Below are 13422 nucleotides of genomic sequence, written 5' to 3'. Positions count from 1 at the left end.
CGCCTTTTATGACACTCGTGGATACCGTCACATATGATTAAGAATCGGTGGGTCTTCGACGACGAATACCAGGCCGACATCGTCCATCGCGACAGCGAACTCGAGGCGCTGTCGCGGCTGCTGAAACCCGCGACGCAGGGGCGGCGCGCGGAGGACGCGCTAATCCACGGGCCGTCGGGTGTTGGAAAGACCGCAACGACCCGGTGGCTGCTACGCGATCTCTACCAGCGGGCCAGCGTCCAGTCGGTCGGCATCGAGTGCTCTGGCGATACGGCCTACGAGATTATCCACAAGGCGGCCGCGAAACACCCCAGTACTGGCATCGTCCACGAAAACCAGTCTCGAGTGAGTCTCCTCGAGACACTCGAAGAGGTGTGCGACACGCCGTACATCGTGATCCTCGACGAGGCTGACGTCATCCCGGACCTGGACGTCCTCGAGGATCTACTCTCGATCGAGAAGGTGTCGGTGATCGCGATCACCCACCAGCAGGTCGAATGGCTCGCCCGCCTGGACGGCGACATGGAGCAGCGCTTTCCGGCAGACGCCCAGATCGAGTTTCGCAAGTACAACGAAGAGGAGCTCGTCGACATCCTCAAGCCGCGCATCGAGCACGGCCTCGTCGGTGATCCAACGCGGCCGGGCCAACTCGAGTGGATAGCTGACGACTGTGATGGCGAGGCCCGCTGGGCGATCAAGACCGTGCTGGCCGCAGCGGAGCTCGCCCAGGACCGCGGCCACGATCGCTTCCACGAGCGTGACGTCCGCGATGCCTTCGAGCGCGCCCAGCGGAAGATCCGCGAGGACAATCTGCGGTCGCTGCCCGTAACCTATCAGCGGCTGTACGAACTGGTGCGCCGAGTCGGCCCGGTCAACGGTGAAGAGATGAAAGCGGCGTATCGAGCGAACAAGGTCGAGATCTTCGACGGGCGGCGGCGTGAGCCGGTGGGGTGGCGCCGAGCGTGGGATTATCTGAAGAAGATGGCCGACTACGACCTAATCGAGATGCCTGGTGAAACGAACTCGAAGGTGTACGAAGCGGTCGATGAAGAGTTAGAAGCACCTGTCGAATTCGAGGTTGAGACGGTTACAGCAGGGTGATCAGTTCTTCTCCGACAGTTCGCGGGCGCGTTCGAGACGGTCGAGTATTTCCTGTCGCGGACTGGTTGCGTTTTCGACGTATCTCTCAAGAATCTCCACCTCGTCCTCGTAGCGGTCTTCCTTTCGATATACGATCCCGAGGTGTTTGTAGTACCACCGCGGGAGCCCTCTACTCTCCTCCGCCTCAGCAGTGTCGATGCACCAGAGAAGCAAGTCCTCAGCCTCGTCGTGACGCTTCTCCCGTTTGAGTTGCTTAACGTCCTCGACCGCGTCGGTGTAGTGATCGTAGTCGTACCCACTGGATCGGTCAGATACCGGGCTCTGGTCGCTGGAGTTTGAGAACAGCCGCGAGAGAAAGTTGCGCATACTCAGTCAGCCGTCACCGTTGCCGTCGAACTCGACGTCGAGTTTCCCTCCACCCACTCCTCCATGAGCGTGCGGATCACTTCGCTCCTCGAAGCGTCGCGGTCGATCTCACCCTCCGCTTTCAACTCGAACACCTTGTCGTCGAAGTCCTCGAGCAGTTCGTCGGGGACGGTGATTCCAGTGTTTGCCATACAACCGGTTTGGTAGCTTGGTAATATAAATGCTAGTGGTGTGAACACTCTGGTTTGCTACCAAAGTTTTATGCTGGTAGGCTGGTAACGTGGTGGTGATGGCATCTCCAGGGGTAAGCATCCCGGATGAAATGATCGAAGAAGTCGACGAGATTGCCTATGAGCGCAGCGAGCCCGGCAACTCGGTAAGCCGGTCAGAGATTATCCGAGAGGCTATTAACGAGTACCTCGAGCGCCAAGGCCGTCGGCCAGATCAGACGACCGACGAAACCAGCGGAGCACAGGCTACGAACTAACTGACAGCGAGGAGGGGCGCGCCCCAACGCGCCCCGACTGCAGGAACCCAAAGCGCATGTCGACACACAGCACCCGACGTAATTGTTATCCGACGGCTACAGCGCCTAATATAGGCGTTAGCCAGCGGTTACTCGTCGGTAGGCTGTTTCGAAATACGCGGGTCACTTTTAGTGGGTCTTGGGTTCAACTGCAGAACACGTACACGCGGGCACGGCCGGGACGCACCTGGGTACCAATCAGATTTGCGCCCCGGCGGTCCGCGGGCTGGATCAACGAGCGATGACGAAACGAAATCCAGCCGGTCGCCCAAACGACCGGCAAGACGGTAAGAGTATCGACAGCGAATCAGGGTACGCTGCGGGCGCACTTGAGCGTGCCGCAGACCTCGAGGCCGAGGACGTCGTCGTCCAGCGGCTCCGAATCGCCCAGGAGTTCGACGACGCCGAAGCACGCGAACAGCGTCCGAGGCCGTTCTACGCGTACTACGCCACCAACGGCGAGTACGCCGTCGAAGGCACGCGCAAATCGGGCGAGTGGATCGTCGCGGACAGCACAGACGTCGTTTCTACGGAGGGATGGCGATGAGCGGTATCGATCTCACCGGACGCGACCGAATCCTCGTCGAAAAGGACGGCGAGGAGATCGACGTCTTCAACCACGCCAGCGTCAGCACGCACCACTACATCAACGGCGTCAACGGCTACGAGACGTTCGAGCCGACGGTCGCGAAGGGCGACATGGGCGACGGGCCGAAGCCCGATGCCGTGACGCCACGCCTTGCGAACGTGCTTCGTGACGAGTTCCACGTGGATCTCGAGGAGCAGGGAATCGACGTGATCGACCCCGAATCCGAGGAGGTCGATCTGCTATGATCGACGGCACTCTCGCGTTCCTCCGAGGGCCGGCGTCCGACCCCCTCGAGAACTACCACGACACTCACCGCTCATTGCACGTCAAGTCGGCAGTCGACTACCTCGACGAGCTCACTGTCCAACGTGGGAAGATCGCCGGCCGCGTGCCGAAGGAAGAGGAGATCGTCGATAGAGACGGCCACGAGATCGAGGTCAGCCGTGAGACGCGCACGCGGATGGTCGCCTCTGACTGGATCGCCGACGTCCAGGACGGTGGCTGGGTCGTCGCCGAGCGCACGCACACGCCACGTGAGCAGGACGAACACCTCGACGTCGACTGGCCGTTCACCGAGTTCGTCAAGCGCACCGGCGTCGCGGGGATCGATCCGGTCGCGTTCTCGCCGGCAGAGTTCGTGCGCAACCAACGCGACGCCGGCCGCGACTTCACCATCGAGATGGCCTCGCGCGAGTACAACACCGACGACGTCTCGATCCAGTGGGGCGAGGGCGCGATGAAAAAGGACGCGGTGAAGTCCAACGTCGGCGTCGCACTGACAACCCACTGGAACGGCGAGTTCGTCCGGCTGGTTCTCTACCAGAGCGGATACTTCGCGATCTGGGAGCCCGAAGAGATGGCGGTCGAGGAGTTCGCACGCTTCGTCGACGAAGAGATCGTCCCGATCGCCTACGTCCTCGAGGAGGACGAAGACGAAGAAGAGGAGACCGAGCAGGAGACGCTCGAGAAAGCCGAGGTGAAGGCGTAATGTCGGTCTACGAGACGAAGACCGTCCGCGTCCACGAACCCGAGCGCAGCCAGTACATGTACTTCATGCTCACCCGGTTCGATGGCCAGGGCCACCTGCTCGGCGAGATCGGCTACGGCGGCGACTACATTGACATCGCTGTCTTGAGCATGAACAACGGCGCCCGTGTCCACGACACGAACTGCTACAAGCTCGCTGAGAAGTACCCCGGCGAGCTACACGGCACGGTCTGGTTCGAGTTCGCCTACCACGTCGAACACGGCGAGATCTTCGATGCGCTCGAAGACGGCCAGTATCTCGATCCGGACGACGTCGAGACGCTGATCGAGGAGGTGTCGACGGTATGACCGCCCGCTACGAGGTCATCGGCCGCGTCGACCGCTCGGTCGCGGGCTCGTTTACGTCCGACCCCGACCTGATCCTCGTCGACGACGGTGACGAGGAACTGCTGATCGCCGAACCGGCGTGTGATGACGATGAGTAGAGGGTGTGGGTACTGCGACCAGCCGGGCCACGACATCAACCACTGCCCAGAGCGCCTCGAGGAGTACCGCGGGCTGCCGGTGGATAACTTCAACCCTGACGCCGGTGACGGCGTCGAGTGCTGGGTCCAGGACATCAACGAGACCTGGCATGCCTCGATGTACTACGAGGACGGGCGCCACGCCGCGGCTTGCGGGAAGATCCTCGAGGTGCCCGTCGCGAACCTCAAGAGCGACGCCCGGTTCGTCGACGCGACTCACACCTGCGATGCATGTGAAGCCTATCTCGAGGACGACGGCGACGAGGTCCCCGACGGTGGCTTCGAACCGGCGAGCGAACTGCGGGCCGACGGTGGCCGACCGCAGATTCGCTTTGACGATCGGCACGTCGATCCGATCATGGACGGCGAGAAGACGGTCACGATCCGGTACGACTTCGAGCACGAGTTCGAGCAGGGTGATCTCGTCGATCTCGTCAACCAGAACGGCCACAAGCTGACGACCGCGAAGATCGTCACCCAGTGCGAACTGCGCGCCGACTGGATCGCATTCGCTGACTTCGAAGGTCATCGCCGGTATACGACGACCGGCGAACTCCTTGAGGAGCTGTCCGAGTACTACTCGGACGCAAACCTCCATCCGAAAATCGTCCTTGACGTCATCGTCTTCGAGACCGACCTGATCATGGCCGACGGCGGTCTCGAGGAAGTGTTCCGTCGCGAGACGATCGTCGCGACCGACGACGGGATCGCCGTCGGCGAAGACGCTGCCCCGGACGGGGTGGTCCCCGATGAGTGACGATCCAATGCAGCGCATCACGCTGCGCGTCCCCAAGACGCAACTCGAGGACCTCGATGCCCTCGTCGACGAGGGCGAGTACCCGAACCGCAGCGAGGCCGTCCGCGAGGCGATCCAGCAGTTGCTCGCCGGCGATGACACGATCGCGAAGATCGATGCGATCTGTTCCGAACTCGAGCGCCTCCAGGAGGCGACCGACAACGAGGATGTCGAACTCGCACTCGAGGCAGCGGTCAGTTCGGTCTGGCGTGCAAGCGTACTCGAGCGCGCCGAACAGAACAACGATATCCCGATGGTCGCCGACGCCGGCGCCGGGCTGACGACCCACCTCGGCCCGGATCCGGCGGCTTACGAACGCGAGCGGGGTGAGTCGACCGATGACTGACGATGGCGCTGTCACGCCTCGCGTGCTCGTTCGCTACACGTTCTACGAGCCCGACGGCGACGAAGTTCGGCGAGTCGCCTTCGACGCGATCCAGCCGCAGGGAACGGTCGCTGATCAACGGTTCGTCGATCTGGACGTCATCGGCTACGCCGAGTTCGAGCCGTACACCAAGGTCGACCGGTACCGCGGCCTCGAGGAGTTCCGCGATCACATCGAGTCGAAGGCCGAGTATGTCCACTGGAAGCCGCCACTCGAGGGCGAGATCAAGCGCGTCGGAAACGCGGGCGATCACCGCGTGATGACCGACGGCGGTACCTCCCCGGACGATACTGAACGGTGCGCCTGCGGTGGCGAACATCCAGAGTGGACGTATCACCACCCGTCAGCATGCGGAGAGACGGCCCAAGCGTTTGCCACTCTCGCCGACGTACATCCTGACGAAGCGTGGAACCGACCTCGAACACTCGAGACGGATGCTGACCGCGCCCAGCTGACCCTGCGCGGCTGGCTGGCCTTCGGGCTCGCGTGCGCGTTGACGATCGGCGCCGCCTTCGCGATCGCGACTGGGGTGATCGTTCCATGAGCGCGGTCGGACTCGACTCCAGCGACGTCGACGTCAAACCGACGCCGCGGTTTGAGGACCTCGAGGTCGATCCGCACTTCCCCGACCGATGGTCAAAGCGCGCCAACCGGCCGCAGCTGGACCCGAAGGTCGCGTGGCTTGAGGCCATCCCAGTCGACTATCCGTCGGCGAAGCCACCGGCGGACTGCACTCGCTTCCACGAGGTGACGGAGACGCTTCTACTGGCAGAGCCCAACGGCCGGCTCGTGACCTGCATCCCGCTGGAGGACCGCCCGCAAGATGAGCAGCGCTACATCCGCGAGCAACTGGACCTATGAGCACGACAGAATCCATGACTGATCCGGAAGCCGAAGCCGCAGAGACCGTCGAAGAGAAGCGCGATCTGTTCGAACGCCTCGCCGACGCCGACCTCCCGATCTCAGAGGACATCGAACGAATGCTCGAGCTCGTCGACGGGGACGGAGGTGACAAGTAGATGTCGTCAGTCGTCGCCCAAGAGCAGTCGCTTCAGTGCGGGATTGTCTTCGACAGCGTCGCGGGCCTCCATGACGTCGTCGAGCGAGAGTCCGTCGACGTCGGCAGCCTCTCCAGCGCTTTCGACCCAGCGCCGGTCGAGTTCTTCGTCCTCGTCGATCGCCCGCTGGGAGATCGCCTGCCCGCACCAGACACAGACGTCGCTATCTCGCGGAGTCTCTCGGTCGCATCGAGGGCAGACCAGAGGCGCGAGATCCTCGTGTTCATCTTCCTCGACGTCCTTTCCGTGGGCCCGGGCGATCTCGCGGTCGTTTGCCTCGGCGAAGACGGAGACGTATCGAGCGGCGATGTCGCTGCCTCGAGTCCAGCCGTGATGGTCCTCGAGGTGGGCCTGGCTGACGCCCTGACTCGCGAGGTGACTGGCCGAGGACTTCCGGAAGTTCGAGGGTGTGACCGGTCGGTCGACATCGGCCTTGCGGGCCTTGTCTTTCAGGATGTCCCGGATGCGGTTGTTCGTGATCGAGTCGCCGGAGTTGAGCTTACACCAGAGCGGATCCTCGCGATCACCTGGATGCACCTCGAGCCATCGGCTGACGTACGGCACCGACGGGATCAGGATGGGGGAACGACGTCCAGTCTTCCCGTCGAGGGTGACCTTGAGGCCGTACTTGTGATCGGAGATCTGTTTCGGCGTGATGTCGAACAGTTCGTACGGGCGTGGGCCGAGGTCCCAGGCGAGTGCGATGAGGGCGCGATCGCGAAGATTCGAGCAGGCGTCGATCATGGGGAGGATGTCCTCTTCCCAGCGGAGCATGTCGCCGGGATCCGGCGCCGGATCGTAGTTGCTGGGGTAGCCTCCCGGGACCCACTCGAGACTCTCGGGGATGCCGTCGACGTCGTCGGGACTGGCAAGCTTGCCGAACTGGCGGAGGGTGACGCGGTAGTCCTTGTTGGTCTCTGCCGAGTCGCCCTTCTCGCGGTTGATCCAGGCGACGAGTTGCTCGGCAGCGTCACGATCCTCGAGGGCGTCAGCGAGGCCACCGACTTCTTGGGCCATCTTGACGGCTCGCATGAGGTACTTCTCGTGAGCGAAGTCGGAGTACTTCGAGGGTCCGAGGATGCGGATACGGTTGGACATCCGCAGGAGAGCGTCAGCATCGTCCTGACTCATGTCCTCAGCCTCCTGGACTCGCTCGCGGAGGCGTTCGATCGACTGCTCCGGATTCGATGTCATTACTCATGCAATTTTAAATGTGGGCATGTAAAGATCGGGTGTGGATCCCTCCCCGGGCATCCTTTTCGACGCCGTCTCGAGTCGACCAGCGGTGCGACTCTACGTACTGGCGACCGACGTTCGCGTCGGCTCGATCGCGCTCCGCGCTCGATTGCGCTCGGTCCGACGCGCGTCAGCCAAGCGTCTGACGCGCGGCAGACGACCGTCAGTAAACCATCAATGGATTCATGTGTCGTTACGTTCCACCACGGCGTATGCAATCGGGGGAGCAACCGAGCGTCCGCGTCGCGGAGGCGATCGCAGCGGCCGAGGGCGTCGATCCGGTCGACCTCGAGCCGCCGTTGTACGACGCGATCGATCCGGATGCACTCGATTCGCTTGCGGACTCGCTGCGCCGCGACGCGGCGCGGTCCCACGAGGCCGCCGCGAGGGTCGAGTTCACGTACCGAACGTATCGTATCGAAGTCGAGGTCGGGAACGAGGTCGACGTAACCCTGACGGAGCGAGCGTCCAATTCGGGGTTCGATTCGGCCACGGATTCGCGGGCGCTCGACTGAAGGTCTCGCCATCAACGACGAGTCGGCGACCGACGACCAGCGACGTCCGGCGGCGGCTCCGGCGGTCGGCGCTCAGAAGCCGACGACGGCCCCGTCCTTGCGCGGCTCCGTCGCGCCGGAGAGGGTCCCGTCCCGTCGGCGAACGAGCTGTGCGCCGCCGAACATGACCGGCGGTAAGACGGTGACGTCGTGGCCCTTGCGTGCGAGTTTCGCCTGCCCCGGCAGCCGCTCCTCGACGCCGAGGGAGCCGTCCTCCCGGTACCGCCAGCGCGGCGCGTCCAGCGCCGCCTGCGGCGTCATGCCGTAGTCGATCAGGTTCGAGAGCACCTGGACGTGGCCCTGGGGCTGCATGTAGCCGCCCATGACGCCGAAGGCCGCCCAGTCGTTCTCGTCGAACTTCGCGACGGCCGGAACGAGCGTGTGGAATGGGCGCTTGCCCGGCTCGAGGCTGTTGGGATGGTCGGGATCGAGCGAGAACGACGCGCCGCGGTTCTGCAGGGCGATGCCGGTGTCGCCGGCGACCAGCCCGCTCCCGAAGCCGGCGAACCGCGAGTTGATGTAGGAGACGAGGTTCCCCTCCTCGTCGCCCACCGTCAGCAAGACGGTGTCCGCGTCCTCCGCGTTCGCGTTCGGGACGCCGACGGCGGGATCCCGAATCGGCTCCGCGCCGATCGCTTGTGCGCGCTCTCGAGCGTAGGCCTTCAAGGCCAGCGGCGGAATCTCCTCGTAGTCGGGATCGGTGATGTAGTGGTGGCCGTCGACGAACGCGAGTTTCATCGCCTCGGCGAAGGCGTGAATCCGCTCGGGCGAATCGTAGTCGCGCTCGCCGGCGCCGATCTCCTCGGCGATGTTGAGGGCCTCGAGGGCGATCAGCCCCTGGTTGTTCGGCGGTAGCTCGTAGATCTCGGCGCCGTTGTAGGTCGTGCTGACCGGGTCGACGAACTCGGGCTCGAAGTCGGCCAGGTCGTCCCGGCTCATGAACCCGCCCTTCGACCGGATCTCCTCGACGATGGCGTCGGCGATCTCGCCCTCGTAAACGGCGTCGGCGCCCTCCTCGGCGATCGTCTGCAGTGACTCGCCAAGGCGGGGCAGCGCGACGGTCTGTCCCGGATCCGGGCTCTCGCCGTCGATGAGATACGCCTCGCGGGCGTGCTCGTCGACGAACAGGTCCTCGGCGCTCTGCCAGTGGTGGGCGATGACCGGCGAGACGGGAAACCCGTCCGTCGCGTACTCGATCGCGGGCTCGAGCACCTCGCCCAGCGACTTGCGGCCCAACCGCCGGACCGTCGCCTCCCAGCCGCGGGCCGTGCCGGGAACGGTGACGGCGTGGGGGCCGAGAAACGGCATCTCGAGGTCGTCGGGGTCGGTCTCGCCGTCGACCGCGTAGCCCCGCGATTCGGGGTAGTACCGCTCGCGGTCGGCGGGGTCCAGCTCCTCGAGCGCGCGTTCGACGTTCTCGATCGTCGCCTCGGCGGGCGCAGGACCGCATGAGCGCATCGCGCCGACCTCACCGTCGGCGGTGCGATAGAGCGCGAAGACGTCGCCGCCCAGCCCGGTCGAGGTGGGTTCGACGACGTTCAACGCGGCTGCGGTCGCGACGGCGGCGTCGAAGGCGTTGCCGCCGTCGCGCAGGACCGAGACGCCGGCCTGGGCCGCGAGCGGCTGGCTCGTCGCGACCATGCCGCGGTCGGCGTAGACGGTCGAGCGGCGCGAATCGAATCGGTCGAGATCGACGTTGTCGAGACCCGTCATCGATCGTGTAGGTGTTACCGAGCGACAAAGTAGTGACGGGCCGCTGCGGTCCGCCCTCGACCGCCCGCGAGCGCCGCGGCGATCACTCGAGCGACAGCGGTTCGTGAGTCGCCCGGTAGCCGTCCTCCGTCGGCTCGACGTCAACGATCTCGCGGAATCGGATGTCCCGTTCCATCTTCGTCACCACGGGCGTGTCGTAGTGTTCGGCCTCGTAGTCGAAGGTCGATCCCCCCGCTCGGCGCTCGGCGACGAACTCGCGGTGTCGCTCCAGCCGGGCCCGGCCGACCGAGCGCGACAGCGCCGGCGCGCCCTCGAGTTGCGTCTCGAACACCTCGAGGAAGGCGTCCTCGAGTTCGTAGCCGACCGAGTCCCGGCCCGCGCACATCGCCGCCAGCGTCGTCGTGCCGGTCCCCCAGAAGGGGTCGAGCACGGTGTCGCCGTAGGCCGAGTACATGCAGATCAGCCGATAGGGAATCTCGAGGGGGTAGGCCGCCGAGCGCTCCCGCAGTTCGTCGGCATCGGCGGGCGACTCGAGGGCCTGCAGTTCGCCCCGCACCTCGGTCCAGACGTCGGAGAACCAGCGGTTGCGCTCCTCCCAGAAGTAGGCGGCCTCGTAGCGGCGGTCGGCGCCGGGTTCGAACTCGCGGCTCTCCCCGCCCTTTCGGAAGACCAGGATGTACTCGTGTTCCAGCGTGACGTAGGCGTTGGGCGGGATCATCCCGCTGCCCATGAACTTGGCCGCGCTGTTTGCCGGCTTGCGCCAGAGCACGTCGGGCAGCGGATCGAACCCGCGGGACTCGAAGGCCTCGAGCACCCGCGCGTGGTTCGGATAGACGCGGAAACTGCCGTCGACCGAGCGGGTCGCGTCGCCGACGTTGATACAGGCGATGCCGCCGTCGACGAGCACGCGCTCGAGTTCGTCCCAGACGCGGTCGAGCTGGGCGTGCATCGCCTCGTAGGCTCGGCGCCCGTCGCCGGCCTCGAGCGCGTCCGCGACGGCGGGATCGAGATCCGCGAAGAGGTCGTCCCACATCTCGATCATCGGGTACGGCGGCGACGTGACGACGAGTTCGACCGACTCGTCGTCGACGGCCGACAGATCGCGCGCATCACCGACGAAGACGCGGTGGGTCGTCTCCATTGCGTTCACACTGTCGGCGTCGCCCTCTTAGCTCCTTCGTCACCGACGAACCGTCGCGTTCGAAAGAAAAACAGTGACCGCGAGTTCGAGTGCCAGTGCGAGTGCGAGCGTGAAATTCGAGACCAGCGTCGTCGAGGCCGTTACTCCTCTTGCGCTTCTTCGGTCTCGTCGCCTTCCGCTTCCTCGCCGTCGCCTTCGGATTCGGATTCAGATTCGTCTTCGTCTTCCGAACCGCTCGTCGCCGGTTCGAACTCCTCGATCGGCTCCCACTCCTCTTCCTCCTCGCCGCCCATCCGACGGCGCAGGAGGACGGCGCCGACGACGACGCCGAGCGCGAGCAGCAGCTGGGGGAGACGGGAACCGCCCTCCGGCTCCTCGCTTTCCATTTCCACCTCCATCTCGGTCTCGATTTCGCTACCCGACATCTTGGACTCGGCTCGCTCTGTCACGTCTTCGATGATCTCCGGCTCCTCGAAGTCTTCCAGCGGCGACTCCTCGAGTTCTGTCGACTGCCGACCTGCGAGAAAGCCGAGGGCCGCTCCCAGGCCGAAGACGGCGCCGGCGAGCGGGAATCGGCTCCCGCGCCGGCCGCCGTCAGCCTCCTCGACGGCCTCGAGAATCGAGTCGCGAAGGGGAGAGTCCAGCCCTTTCTCGACTGCTTCCTTAACGACGATCTCCGACAGCGTCCTGTCCTGTTGTTCCATTTCGGGCATAATCATCCACGACCACACCGCCGTACATAATTCTACCCAACGTTTCAACGATTTTGAGTGCCTAATCGATCGTTACGGGCGCGCTACGCAAACGAATGCCGTTCGTAACCAACCGATAACGGATCGCGGCACCCGGGCCCGAATCGCGATCGCGGTCCACCGAAACCGACCACCGGTCGGAGCGATCGGCCGCCAGTGCCCGGTCACGGCGCGATCGACGTGCGCCCCGAACCGGCGTCGACGCGAGGCCCGGACGAACCGGTCGAACGCTCGCTCGAGCGGCGGACCGATCCGAGCGCGACGCCGCGGTCGCCGCCCGATCGATCGACGCTCGACGGAAATCGGTCGAATAAACGTCGTATTTCTCCCCTATAAATTCCCGAACGCTGATCGTTCTGGCCAGTAACGAGTCGCATAACGAAACCCGCCGTCGCCGAGTAGCCGGGTATGAGCGTCATTCGCCAGCCCGGCGTGCTCGGTCGGACGACCCGCCAGCGCGTCGTGGGGATCACCGCGGCGCTGTCGGCTGCGGCGCTGGAGACGCTCGCCGTCGGGCTGTGGTTCGGTCTCGTCGCCGGCTCCCGGACGACTTCGACGGCGCTCGCCGGTCTGGGGATCCTCTTTTGCGGCGCCCTGCTCCGGGCGAGCGTCTTCGGCGCGACGGTCAACCACCTCCAGGATCTGCTCGATCCCCGTCGCCTCGGCGCTGCGACGTTGCTGACGGCGTCCTGGGTCCTCTGGTTGTTCGTCGCGGACCGCGTCGGGGGCCGGGCCGGGCTCGCGCTCGCGACGGCGACGCTCACGATCCTGCTCACCTGTCAGTTCGCGTTCGAGCGGCGCGCGTTCGGTCGCCGCTCGATCCGCCGCTGCTCGTTCGTGCCGGTCGTGCCGGCCGCGCTGCTGGCGATCGGCGCGTCGGCGCTGCCCTCTGCGGCCTGGTTCGTCGATTGGTCGGTCACGTCGCCGCCACTGTCGGTCGAGTTCGCGACGCTGATCGTCCGGATCGAAGCGGTCCAGGTCGGCGCCGTCGTCTTCGGGCTGTTCGCGTTCCTCGCCCACCAGCGCCGGTTCCAGCAACTTCTCGAGCGCTGTCCCTGACTACTTCTACTTGCCCTCGGCGCCGACGTTCTGGCCGCTCTCGAAGGAGTCCGGATCCGGTTCGATCGTCGCGTACTGGACGACGCGCCGGCCGAGCGTCGCGGTCCGCTCCTCGAGACTCGGGTCGACGAACTCGCCGTCCTCGAACGCCGAGTGGGACTTCGGGATCGCGACCTCGTGGGGGAGCACCCACGCATTTAACGCTCGGCAGACCGATCGCAGGTGCTCGAGGGCCGTCACCGGGAAGGCGCCGCCCGAGACCGCGAGCAGGCCGACCGTCTTGTCCCGGAACTCGTCGAACCCGCAGTAGTCGAGCGCGGCCTTCAGCGGCGACGAGTAGGAGCCGTGGTACATCGGCGTCCCCAGAATGATGGCGTCGGCTTCCCGGAGTCGCTCGGCGAGCGCCGCGGCGTCGCCGGCGTCCTCGCGGTCGACATCCGCATCGAACGTGGGGAGGTCGTACTCCCGGAGATCGATCAGTTCGGTGGTCGCCCCGCCCGCTTCGGCGGCCTCGAGCGCGCGCTCGAGGGCCGTTCGAGTCGCGCTCGCGTCTCGAAGGCTCCCGCAGAGTGCGACGACGTGTACGTCCATCGTAGTCGTGTCAACGCGAGCGGGCGGGAAATACACCGGTGGTC

At 65.1% G+C, this 13422-nt stretch carries 20 protein-coding genes and 1 pseudogene; 14 read left to right on the top strand and 7 right to left on the bottom strand.

From position 1 onward, the window contains the following. Positions 1-33 precede the first annotated feature (33 nt). Entirely contained in the window at positions 34-1101 is a 1068-nt protein-coding gene (locus ACYQ26_RS14665; protein ID WP_459809639.1) for a Cdc6/Cdc18 family protein, read from the top strand. On the opposite strand, the gene ACYQ26_RS14660 is transcribed toward ACYQ26_RS14665, so the two are convergent. Together ACYQ26_RS14660 and ACYQ26_RS14655 are read right to left on the bottom strand one after the other, a co-directional pair. Beyond that, positions 1102-1467 (bottom strand): hypothetical protein, encoded by a 366-nt coding sequence (locus tag ACYQ26_RS14660; RefSeq protein WP_459809638.1) that lies wholly within the window; start codon positions 1465-1467, stop codon positions 1102-1104. It lies immediately after the preceding gene. A gap of 2 nt (positions 1468-1469) precedes the next feature. Beyond that, positions 1470-1658 carry a CopG family ribbon-helix-helix protein gene (locus ACYQ26_RS14655; protein ID WP_459809637.1) on the bottom strand — a complete coding sequence of 63 codons (189 nt, stop codon included), beginning with the start codon at positions 1656-1658 and terminating at the stop codon, positions 1470-1472. 98 nt (positions 1659-1756) lie between these two features. On the opposite strand from ACYQ26_RS14655, the gene ACYQ26_RS14650 reads away from it, so the two are divergent. The 11 genes and pseudogenes from ACYQ26_RS14650 to ACYQ26_RS14600 all read left to right on the top strand — a co-directional run bounded on the left by ACYQ26_RS14650 (position 1757) and on the right by ACYQ26_RS14600 (position 6293). Beyond that, complete coding sequence (locus tag ACYQ26_RS14650; RefSeq protein ID WP_459809636.1) at positions 1757-1954, top strand: CopG family ribbon-helix-helix protein; 198 nt, start codon at positions 1757-1759, stop codon at positions 1952-1954. 280 nt (positions 1955-2234) lie between these two features. Then, on the top strand, positions 2235-2540 hold the full coding sequence (locus ACYQ26_RS14645) for a hypothetical protein (protein ID WP_459809635.1): 306 nt from the start codon (positions 2235-2237) through the stop codon (positions 2538-2540). Continuing rightward, positions 2537-2827, top strand: a complete 291-nt coding sequence (locus ACYQ26_RS14640) for a hypothetical protein (protein ID WP_459809634.1) — start codon at positions 2537-2539, stop codon at positions 2825-2827. The genes ACYQ26_RS14645 and ACYQ26_RS14640 overlap by 4 nt, the downstream gene beginning before the upstream one ends. Continuing rightward, complete coding sequence (locus tag ACYQ26_RS14635; RefSeq protein WP_459809633.1) at positions 2824-3570, top strand: hypothetical protein; 747 nt, start codon at positions 2824-2826, stop codon at positions 3568-3570. The genes ACYQ26_RS14640 and ACYQ26_RS14635 overlap by 4 nt, the downstream gene beginning before the upstream one ends. Continuing rightward, positions 3570-3917, top strand: a complete 348-nt coding sequence (locus ACYQ26_RS14630; RefSeq protein ID WP_459809632.1) for a hypothetical protein — start codon at positions 3570-3572, stop codon at positions 3915-3917. The genes ACYQ26_RS14635 and ACYQ26_RS14630 overlap by 1 nt, the downstream gene beginning before the upstream one ends. Next, positions 3914-4054: a hypothetical protein gene (locus ACYQ26_RS14625; protein WP_459809631.1), complete on the top strand. Its 141-nt coding sequence runs from the start codon at positions 3914-3916 to the stop codon at positions 4052-4054. Before ACYQ26_RS14630 ends, ACYQ26_RS14625 begins: the two co-directional genes overlap by 4 nt. A 337-nt stretch (positions 4055-4391) precedes the next feature. Then, positions 4392-4757 (top strand): annotated as a pseudogene (locus ACYQ26_RS14620) (ASCH domain-containing protein); the annotation flags it as partial. An 85-nt stretch (positions 4758-4842) separates the two neighbouring features. After that, positions 4843-5235, top strand: a complete 393-nt coding sequence (locus ACYQ26_RS14615; RefSeq protein ID WP_459809630.1) for a ribbon-helix-helix protein, CopG family — start codon at positions 4843-4845, stop codon at positions 5233-5235. Further along, on the top strand, positions 5228-5818 hold the full coding sequence (locus ACYQ26_RS14610; protein WP_459809629.1) for a hypothetical protein: 591 nt from the start codon (positions 5228-5230) through the stop codon (positions 5816-5818). Before ACYQ26_RS14615 ends, ACYQ26_RS14610 begins: the two co-directional genes overlap by 8 nt. Next, positions 5815-6135: a hypothetical protein gene (locus tag ACYQ26_RS14605; protein ID WP_459809628.1), complete on the top strand. Its 321-nt coding sequence runs from the start codon at positions 5815-5817 to the stop codon at positions 6133-6135. The genes ACYQ26_RS14610 and ACYQ26_RS14605 overlap by 4 nt, the downstream gene beginning before the upstream one ends. Then, positions 6132-6293 carry a hypothetical protein gene (locus ACYQ26_RS14600; protein WP_459809627.1) on the top strand — a complete coding sequence of 54 codons (162 nt, stop codon included), beginning with the start codon at positions 6132-6134 and terminating at the stop codon, positions 6291-6293. The genes ACYQ26_RS14605 and ACYQ26_RS14600 overlap by 4 nt, the downstream gene beginning before the upstream one ends. A 6-nt stretch (positions 6294-6299) precedes the next feature. Here ACYQ26_RS14600 and ACYQ26_RS14595 read toward each other — a convergent pair whose 3' ends face one another. Next, positions 6300-7526: a tyrosine-type recombinase/integrase gene (locus ACYQ26_RS14595; RefSeq protein WP_459809626.1), complete on the bottom strand. Its 1227-nt coding sequence runs from the start codon at positions 7524-7526 to the stop codon at positions 6300-6302. A 254-nt stretch (positions 7527-7780) separates the two neighbouring features. Here ACYQ26_RS14595 and ACYQ26_RS14590 point away from each other — a divergent pair, with 254 nt between their 5' ends. Further along, a complete protein-coding gene (locus ACYQ26_RS14590) occupies positions 7781-8083 on the top strand; it encodes a HalOD1 output domain-containing protein (protein WP_459809625.1) in 303 nt (100 codons plus the stop codon). Between the two features lie 72 nt (positions 8084-8155). Here ACYQ26_RS14590 and ACYQ26_RS14585 read toward each other — a convergent pair whose 3' ends face one another. The 3 genes from ACYQ26_RS14585 to ACYQ26_RS14575 form a co-directional block, all read right to left on the bottom strand. Beyond that, positions 8156-9835, bottom strand: a complete 1680-nt coding sequence (locus ACYQ26_RS14585; protein WP_459809624.1) for a gamma-glutamyltransferase family protein — start codon at positions 9833-9835, stop codon at positions 8156-8158. A gap of 82 nt (positions 9836-9917) precedes the next feature. After that, complete coding sequence (locus tag ACYQ26_RS14580; RefSeq protein WP_459809623.1) at positions 9918-10976, bottom strand: DNA-methyltransferase; 1059 nt, start codon at positions 10974-10976, stop codon at positions 9918-9920. Between the two features lie 140 nt (positions 10977-11116). Then, the gene (locus ACYQ26_RS14575; protein WP_459809622.1) at positions 11117-11689 is read right to left on the bottom strand and encodes a hypothetical protein; all 573 of its coding nucleotides are present in this window, start codon (positions 11687-11689) and stop codon (positions 11117-11119) included. 447 nt (positions 11690-12136) lie between these two features. Here ACYQ26_RS14575 and ACYQ26_RS14570 point away from each other — a divergent pair, with 447 nt between their 5' ends. After that, complete coding sequence (locus ACYQ26_RS14570; RefSeq protein WP_459809621.1) at positions 12137-12787, top strand: hypothetical protein; 651 nt, start codon at positions 12137-12139, stop codon at positions 12785-12787. A gap of 6 nt (positions 12788-12793) precedes the next feature. On the opposite strand, the gene ACYQ26_RS14565 is transcribed toward ACYQ26_RS14570, so the two are convergent. Further along, positions 12794-13378, bottom strand: coding sequence for an NADPH-dependent FMN reductase (locus ACYQ26_RS14565; protein ID WP_459809620.1), 585 nt, complete (start codon positions 13376-13378; stop codon positions 12794-12796). Positions 13379-13422 lie beyond the last annotated feature (44 nt).

The organism is Halopiger thermotolerans, from assembly GCF_054654555.1.
This window is presented reverse-complemented; position numbering and strand designations above follow the sequence as displayed.

Coding starts and splice junctions, on each gene's coding strand:
- ACYQ26_RS14665 (WP_459809639.1), top strand. CDS start 34: ATGATTAAGAATCGGTGGGTCTTCGACGACGAATACCAGGCCGACATC.
- ACYQ26_RS14660 (WP_459809638.1), bottom strand. CDS start 1,467: ATGCGCAACTTTCTCTCGCGGCTGTTCTCAAACTCCAGCGACCAGAGC.
- ACYQ26_RS14655 (WP_459809637.1), bottom strand. CDS start 1,658: ATGGCAAACACTGGAATCACCGTCCCCGACGAACTGCTCGAGGACTTC.
- ACYQ26_RS14650 (WP_459809636.1), top strand. CDS start 1,757: ATGGCATCTCCAGGGGTAAGCATCCCGGATGAAATGATCGAAGAAGTC.
- ACYQ26_RS14645 (WP_459809635.1), top strand. CDS start 2,235: ATGACGAAACGAAATCCAGCCGGTCGCCCAAACGACCGGCAAGACGGT.
- ACYQ26_RS14640 (WP_459809634.1), top strand. CDS start 2,537: ATGAGCGGTATCGATCTCACCGGACGCGACCGAATCCTCGTCGAAAAG.
- ACYQ26_RS14635 (WP_459809633.1), top strand. CDS start 2,824: ATGATCGACGGCACTCTCGCGTTCCTCCGAGGGCCGGCGTCCGACCCC.
- ACYQ26_RS14630 (WP_459809632.1), top strand. CDS start 3,570: ATGTCGGTCTACGAGACGAAGACCGTCCGCGTCCACGAACCCGAGCGC.
- ACYQ26_RS14625 (WP_459809631.1), top strand. CDS start 3,914: ATGACCGCCCGCTACGAGGTCATCGGCCGCGTCGACCGCTCGGTCGCG.
- ACYQ26_RS14615 (WP_459809630.1), top strand. CDS start 4,843: ATGAGTGACGATCCAATGCAGCGCATCACGCTGCGCGTCCCCAAGACG.
- ACYQ26_RS14610 (WP_459809629.1), top strand. CDS start 5,228: ATGACTGACGATGGCGCTGTCACGCCTCGCGTGCTCGTTCGCTACACG.
- ACYQ26_RS14605 (WP_459809628.1), top strand. CDS start 5,815: ATGAGCGCGGTCGGACTCGACTCCAGCGACGTCGACGTCAAACCGACG.
- ACYQ26_RS14600 (WP_459809627.1), top strand. CDS start 6,132: ATGAGCACGACAGAATCCATGACTGATCCGGAAGCCGAAGCCGCAGAG.
- ACYQ26_RS14595 (WP_459809626.1), bottom strand. CDS start 7,526: ATGACATCGAATCCGGAGCAGTCGATCGAACGCCTCCGCGAGCGAGTC.
- ACYQ26_RS14590 (WP_459809625.1), top strand. CDS start 7,781: ATGCAATCGGGGGAGCAACCGAGCGTCCGCGTCGCGGAGGCGATCGCA.
- ACYQ26_RS14585 (WP_459809624.1), bottom strand. CDS start 9,835: ATGACGGGTCTCGACAACGTCGATCTCGACCGATTCGATTCGCGCCGC.
- ACYQ26_RS14580 (WP_459809623.1), bottom strand. CDS start 10,976: ATGGAGACGACCCACCGCGTCTTCGTCGGTGATGCGCGCGATCTGTCG.
- ACYQ26_RS14575 (WP_459809622.1), bottom strand. CDS start 11,689: ATGCCCGAAATGGAACAACAGGACAGGACGCTGTCGGAGATCGTCGTT.
- ACYQ26_RS14570 (WP_459809621.1), top strand. CDS start 12,137: ATGAGCGTCATTCGCCAGCCCGGCGTGCTCGGTCGGACGACCCGCCAG.
- ACYQ26_RS14565 (WP_459809620.1), bottom strand. CDS start 13,378: ATGGACGTACACGTCGTCGCACTCTGCGGGAGCCTTCGAGACGCGAGC.